This is a genomic window from Virgibacillus carmonensis (assembly GCF_057836705.1).
The window spans coordinates 33,319-39,534 of the sequence record NZ_JBYQFJ010000028.1; the positions used below are offsets into that span (position 1 = coordinate 33,319).

The window sequence follows — 6,216 nt, forward strand, 5'->3', positions numbered from 1 at the left end:
AGCAATTGGGCAGTATTTGGGATTTCCAGACACTATTTCGCCTCAGACGGACAGTATTTATGCCATACCGGAAAGCAAAACAATTCCTCAAAAAATGAAGCCTCCCAATTTAATCAAGAGGCTTCATTTTTTATTGGTTTTTTTGCACAGATCCGTCCTGTTTGTAAACGGTTAGTTTTGTTCCTTTGTTTTTGGCAATTTCACTGGCTCGTTTAATCGCATCATCTTTATTATCGAAAACATCACTTGGCCGCTCAGCATTACTTGACTTCACAGCCCAACCATCATTATGAATGACAACTTGTTCGCCTTCCTCTAGTCGTTCTGGATTGTTCTCATATTTTTTTCCTTCTTTAGAACGCTCGGTTGGTTTACCACTATTTTTGTATTCATTTACTTCATTTTGACTAGCATTGTCATACCATTCTTTGGCTTGACTTGTTGCTATAGGGATAGCCCGGTCTTCTTCATATCCTTCATCAAGCATTGAATTTGCAATATCAATTGCCTTTTTTCGTACGACTTTATCTAAATTTTTGAGTGAGGACGGATAATCATCCAATGTCCAAGGCATTTGTATTCCTCCTTCTAACCTTTTTAAGTACAATACCCGGTAAAAATTAGATTAAACAATGGAGCTCCCTATTTATTCGAGTGGATCTCCGCCGCGTCTGAAGAGAAGATTCCGATATCCATTTTTCCATCGACAGACTTTGCACGAATTAAAATTGGTTGGTTGTACATGTTTTTGAAAACAAAATCTGGCCCCCACCAACTTACTGTAGCGTCACGGCCTGGTGGAACATATGGCACACTGCGGCTATGTGAATACCGCTCAATAATTTGTATCCCTTTTAAGCTAACGGCATTATATAGTGTCGATGATACCTGGCATATTCCACCGCCTATATCTTCAGCTAATTCTCCCTTTACAATAACTGGTGCTTGTTTGTATCCTTTTTCTTTGGTACGCTCTCCTACAATTTTGTTAAATGAAAACTCTTCTCCAGGGAAAACAACATAATTATTAATCGCCTCAGTTGCGAGTTTGATGTTATGTGTACGTTCCTTATTTATTTTTTTAAAATACGTAACGTAATGCCCAATTTCTTTTTCCTTGATCTCAGCCAAGAGTTCCGTATCTACACGAGGGTATTTACCTTTTGTGGGAATTTCAATTTTAGTAGGCTTTCCTGTGTAAAAAGATGTACGGAAAAACGTCTGAAATTTATGCCTGTCTAACGTAATACCAGGTTTTTCTTCAACAATTTTTCCTGTTTTATCTAACGTTGCATTTTTAGGTTCCGTGGATACCTTTTTATCTAGTTTATCCAACAATATTTCTAATTTATCTTGATTGATAAATAAGCTATCTAAGTAAGATAAACCATATTGATCCAATTTAATTTTTTCCATTATTTCTCCTTGATCTGTCACAACTAACTGCTGTGGTGCAGTTGTTAACAAAAGAAACGATAAAATAAATGCATTCATACCATCATCCCTCCTCCCCATAGTATTGGTTGAAGGGAATAATTTCATGTAATCGAGATTGAATACTTACGGATTAATCAATTTAATGTCTGTTATGGAACGGTTTTTCTTATCTATCAAAAAAAGCCAAAACTCAAGTAAAGTTTTAGCTTTTTTCCTCTAACAACGAACGTCCCATGATAGTTACACGATTCGTATTTTTCAGTTCATCAATTGTTTTGGCACCAATTCCAAACATTGTCATTTTTAACTCAAATTCAATTTGCTCCATCGTTCCGAGAACCGCTTCCTCAGATTCTGTCGCTGCTTGCAATAACTTTCGGGCAAAGCCAATAACATCTGCTCCGATCGTCAATGCTTTTGCTGCATCAACACCTGTTTTCATTCCTCCACTCGCAACAACTGGAACGTTAGAACCTAACTCACTTCTAACTGATACAATACAATCTTTCGTTGGAATACCCCAGTTGTTGAACGCTTCGGCTGAAGCTTTTCGTAGTGGATCCTTTGAACGAAGCTTTTCTACTTGGCTCCACGAGGTCCCACCAGCACCAGCAACATCGATATAAGAAATCCCCGCATTGTATAGACGTTTTGCAACGGTACCATCGATCCCAAACCCAACCTCTTTCACGCCAACTGGTACAGACAGTCTTTTACACACTTCCTCTATTTTAGGGAGTAATTCATGAAAATTGGTATCCCCTTCATCCTGTGTGATTTCCTGTAAGCTATTTAGATGAAGCACAATGGAATCCGCTTTTGTTAAATCAACAATTCGTTGGCACTCTTCAGCCCCATAACCATAATTAAATTGAACAGCACCAATATTAGCAATAAGTGGCGCAGTTGGAGCGTGTTGACGTACAAGAAAAGAGTTCTTATGAGCGTCACTTTCAAGCAATGCACGTGTAGATCCAAGTCCAATGGCCCAGCCTTTCTGTTCTGCAGCCTTCGCTAAATTGCCATTGATTTCCTCTGCCAATTCCGATCCTCCAGTCATCGAACTTACGAGGAATGGCGCGTTAATTTTTTTGCCAAGAAAGGAGGAATCTAATTGAATATCCTTAAAATCAATTTCAGGTAGTGCGTTATGTATAAATGAAATACCTTCTAATCCGGTTGTTTTATTCACGCCTTCCACATTATCGTTCAGGCACAAACGGATATGTTCCGTTTTACGTTGATTAATTCCTAAATTCATTGGTTTACCCTCCATTTTTTGCTGCCAACATTCGTTTGTTTTTTAAATAAGGATGTAAGGTTACAAAATATACACCCGCTATGACCATTAACATTCCGACAAATTGCGTCCAGGTGATAGTAGAATTATATAATACTACTGCTAACCATGCAGTATTTATTGGCACTAGATTCATATAAATACTGGATTTGCTGGCACCAATTTGTTTTATTCCATGGTTCCACAGTAAGAATCCAATCACAGATGAGCAAATGATCATGAATATCATTTCACCCCATCCCTGGCCGGACATTTGAAAAACGTCACTCCAACCATTTTCAAAAAAGGAAACAATTCCTAGAAAAAAAGATCCAATTAATGTAGTCAACGTGGTCGTAACAACTGGTGAAACATTTCGCATGGCAACTTTTCCAATGAGACCATGGGCAACCCAGCATAATAATCCTCCAATAAACAATAAATCGCCACCATTAAATTCAAGCGAAAATAATGTTGAAGCAGACCCTCTTGAAATTACAACAACTACCCCTACTAATGATAAGAGTAACCCGAATCCTAATTGCTTATTCCACACTTCCCCTAGAAATAAAACAGCACCCAATGTGACGAGAACTGGTGTCGTTGCAACAATCAATGATCCGTTAATAGCTGAAGTAATATCCAAAGCGGTAAAAAAGAATATATTATATCCAAAAATTCCAGTGATTGCCATTAGTAATATGGCTTTCCATTGCTTTTTAACCGCTTCCATCTTTAACTTCTTCTTCCAGAGCACATAAATTAGCAGCAAAACTCCAGCGGTTCCAAATCGAAATGTTGCAGCAGTAACTGGGGGTATTTCTGTAATAATATGTTCTGCAGCAACGAATGCTCCACCCCAAAACAGTGGAACAAGTAACATCCAGAAATAAATAGCGCTTGATTGATCTTGCTTCACACTGACCCTTCTTCCAATTTCATTTATGCAAGCACTATACCAAATGGTTATGGAAAAAGCCAACCAGGAAGGCCAGGCTGTTTTCACCGCATAGCACAAGTTTCCTACTATACGTGCGCTTTTCTTATTTAGAAATAAATACGATTCCCTGATGGGTCTTTTACAAGGTATTGTTCCTCGTCGAGGTTAACGTGTACACCTAAGTTCTGTAATCGCTCCACTATTTCTATTCGTTCACTCGCAGGAACGGTTATTGCATAACTCTTTAATCCGGTTTCTTCATCGCTAGGTATGCTTCCTCCCACGCTATTCCAGGTGTTCATACCAATATGATGATGGTATCCAGCAGATGATAGGAACAAAGCTTGTTGTCCGAAATGATTCACAACTTGAAACCCAAATCCTTGTGTATAAAACTTTTCTACACTAGCAAGATCTGATACTTGTAAATGAATATGCCCGATAATGGTCCCTTCAGGCATCCCTCCCCAGCCATCCACCGCAACTTCTTTCATTAATGCATTTGCATCCAATGGCAATGTACTCATTTCAACCTCATCACCAAGCCAGTTCCATTCGTCTGGATCACGATCGACATAAATTTCAATCCCATTCCCATCAGGATCAGCGATATATAGTGCTTCACTAACCAGGTGGTCTGATGCCCCCTGAACGGGATAACCCGTATGAATAAAATGGCGAAGTACTTTCGCAAGGTCTGCTCGTTCTGGTAATAAAAACGCAATATGAAATAGACCCGTTTTACGTGGATCTAATGGCTTTGCATTTTCCAATTGTTCAATTGTTAGCATAGACTTGACCCCGCCAGCTGCTAGTCTTGCAAGCTTAGGCTGTTGTTCAATCACATGAAACCCTAATATATTTTGATAAAAATTAAGCGATCGTTCTAGGTTAGCAACCTTTAATTGAATATGATTTATATGTTTTGCTTCCTCAGTATGGAATGTCATCGATGGAATCCCCTCTTAATCGAATATGTTATATATAGTTTACTTGTTTCCCTATTATATTGGAAGAGAAACACGAAACGCTTTTATTAGGAAATTCGAGGGTCTTTTCTTGGGAAAATCGTATAACTGAAACTAATTAAAAAGTCTATTCCCAGCACAAATGTCCATAGTTTGGCAGTTTGATATAATGCTTCTGTTTGTGTTTGGTTGGCGATATATAAAATAATTGCTCCTAAAATGGTAATACCAACAATCCACGCAAGTAGGTGGTAATACCAGCCTGTACGTTCTTTCCTGGCAAAAGACCTTCCATACTTTTTACCTTTAACAGGCTTTGGCCCATCAGCATAGTAATGTGCGAATCGCTCATCAGCCCATCTTATCATTCGATGTCCAAACGCCACACTAACACCAATATAAATTGCAGCTATTCCATGTACGATCGTTGCCACCGCACCATTTTTCAAATCAATAACAGCTGCAACTAGTAATAACACATCGACAATAGGCGTGCAAATCAACAAAAATGCTCCAAGTTTATTTTTATGAAACATGTAACGAGCTACTAGCCCTGCTAAGACAAATGCCCAAAATCCAATTTCACAAGCGACAATAAACCAACCCAACATAGTGATAACTCTCCTTTTTAATACAGTTGTATTCAATAAAAACATAGTAGTTTCCATCCAACCGATTTTACGTTAAAAAAGGAAGCTACTGTGAAGTATCCATTTTAGAAGCTTTATGTAAAATACCTTGGTTATACCATATGATAAAAGTCTAGGGCATAAAAATTTTATACATCTCTAATACTATGCTATTTTTAGAATATACTACTGTAACTAAGGAGGCAATTACTGTGAAACAAAAAGCCAAGGAATTTGCAGAGAAAGCCCATCAAGGACAAATGCGCAAAAGTTCAAATATAGCATATATTACACATCCAATTCGTGTTGCAGAAAAACTAGAAGGTGCTGGATTTTCAGATGAGCTAGTTTGTGCTGGGTATTTGCATGATGTTGTTGAAGATACAACTTATGAAATAGAAGATATTGAAGCGGAATTCGGTTCCAGGGTAGCTGAACTTGTTGCAGCGCATACCGAGGATAAATCAAAATCATGGCAGGAGCGAAAACAACATACTATCGACACATTGAAACATGCTAAAATGGAAGTTAAATACTTAATCGTAGCGGATAAACTAGATAATTTGCTAGGATTGGAGCAGGATATTGATTCACAGGGAGAGGCTGTTTGGCGCAACTTTAATGCGGGAGTCGAGCAACAAAAGTGGTACAACAGCTCAATTGCCGAAAATATGCTTGTTGGCATTAACCCAGGTGATGCACCAAGTTATTTTGCTGAATATACGGATGCGGTAAAGCGGGTGTTTGGATAGTTTGATACTATTTTTTCATGTGATCACGCTTTTTTAAAGGCTCAGAATGGCATACCTTTACGAGTACGAATTAACTCTAGGAGCTTGCCAATTGACTTTTAAAGGTCTATGGATCGAGTTCACTACTCCTGTATATCATAGTATAGCTTTTAAAATAAAAAGAGGCTGGGACAAAACCCAGTAAATAAAAAAGCGTGGCTATCACCGTGTA

Annotated in this window: 7 protein-coding genes; 1 reads left to right on the forward strand and 6 read right to left on the reverse strand. The window is 38.3% G+C overall.

Going from position 1 to position 6,216, the window contains the following annotated elements:
• Positions 1-130 precede the first annotated feature (130 nt).
• From AC3G7N_RS16825 to AC3G7N_RS16850, 6 genes are all read right to left on the reverse strand, one after another.
• Positions 131-574 (reverse strand): DUF2188 domain-containing protein, encoded by a 444-nt coding sequence (locus tag AC3G7N_RS16825; RefSeq protein ID WP_489423327.1) that lies wholly within the window; start codon positions 572-574, stop codon positions 131-133.
• 68 nt (positions 575-642) lie between these two features.
• Complete coding sequence (locus AC3G7N_RS16830; protein WP_489423328.1) at positions 643-1,494, reverse strand: VanW family protein; 852 nt, start codon at positions 1,492-1,494, stop codon at positions 643-645.
• A gap of 145 nt (positions 1,495-1,639) precedes the next feature.
• The gene (gene fni, locus AC3G7N_RS16835) at positions 1,640-2,698 is read right to left on the reverse strand and encodes a type 2 isopentenyl-diphosphate Delta-isomerase (RefSeq protein ID WP_489423329.1); all 1,059 of its coding nucleotides are present in this window, start codon (positions 2,696-2,698) and stop codon (positions 1,640-1,642) included.
• A gap of 4 nt (positions 2,699-2,702) precedes the next feature.
• Positions 2,703-3,635 (reverse strand): DMT family transporter, encoded by a 933-nt coding sequence (locus tag AC3G7N_RS16840; RefSeq protein WP_489423330.1) that lies wholly within the window; start codon positions 3,633-3,635, stop codon positions 2,703-2,705.
• A 128-nt stretch (positions 3,636-3,763) separates the two neighbouring features.
• On the reverse strand, positions 3,764-4,606 hold the full coding sequence (locus tag AC3G7N_RS16845) for a VOC family protein (RefSeq protein WP_489423331.1): 843 nt from the start codon (positions 4,604-4,606) through the stop codon (positions 3,764-3,766).
• A gap of 86 nt (positions 4,607-4,692) precedes the next feature.
• Entirely contained in the window at positions 4,693-5,235 is a 543-nt protein-coding gene (locus tag AC3G7N_RS16850) for a hypothetical protein (RefSeq protein ID WP_489423332.1), read from the reverse strand.
• A 230-nt stretch (positions 5,236-5,465) separates the two neighbouring features.
• On the opposite strand from AC3G7N_RS16850, the gene AC3G7N_RS16855 reads away from it, so the two are divergent.
• Positions 5,466-6,005: an HD domain-containing protein gene (locus tag AC3G7N_RS16855; protein ID WP_489423333.1), complete on the forward strand. Its 540-nt coding sequence runs from the start codon at positions 5,466-5,468 to the stop codon at positions 6,003-6,005.
• The last annotated feature ends 211 nt before the right edge of the window (positions 6,006-6,216 follow it).

What these genes read in the sequence shown, in the direction of transcription:
- AC3G7N_RS16825 (WP_489423327.1), bottom strand. Translation starts at nt 574, where the DNA reads ATGCCTTGGACATTGGATGATTATCCGTCCTCACTCAAAAATTTAGAT.
- AC3G7N_RS16830 (WP_489423328.1), bottom strand. Translation starts at nt 1,494, where the DNA reads ATGAATGCATTTATTTTATCGTTTCTTTTGTTAACAACTGCACCACAG.
- fni (WP_489423329.1), bottom strand. Translation starts at nt 2,698, where the DNA reads ATGAATTTAGGAATTAATCAACGTAAAACGGAACATATCCGTTTGTGC.
- AC3G7N_RS16845 (WP_489423331.1), bottom strand. Translation starts at nt 4,606, where the DNA reads ATGACATTCCATACTGAGGAAGCAAAACATATAAATCATATTCAATTA.
- AC3G7N_RS16850 (WP_489423332.1), bottom strand. Translation starts at nt 5,235, where the DNA reads ATGTTGGGTTGGTTTATTGTCGCTTGTGAAATTGGATTTTGGGCATTT.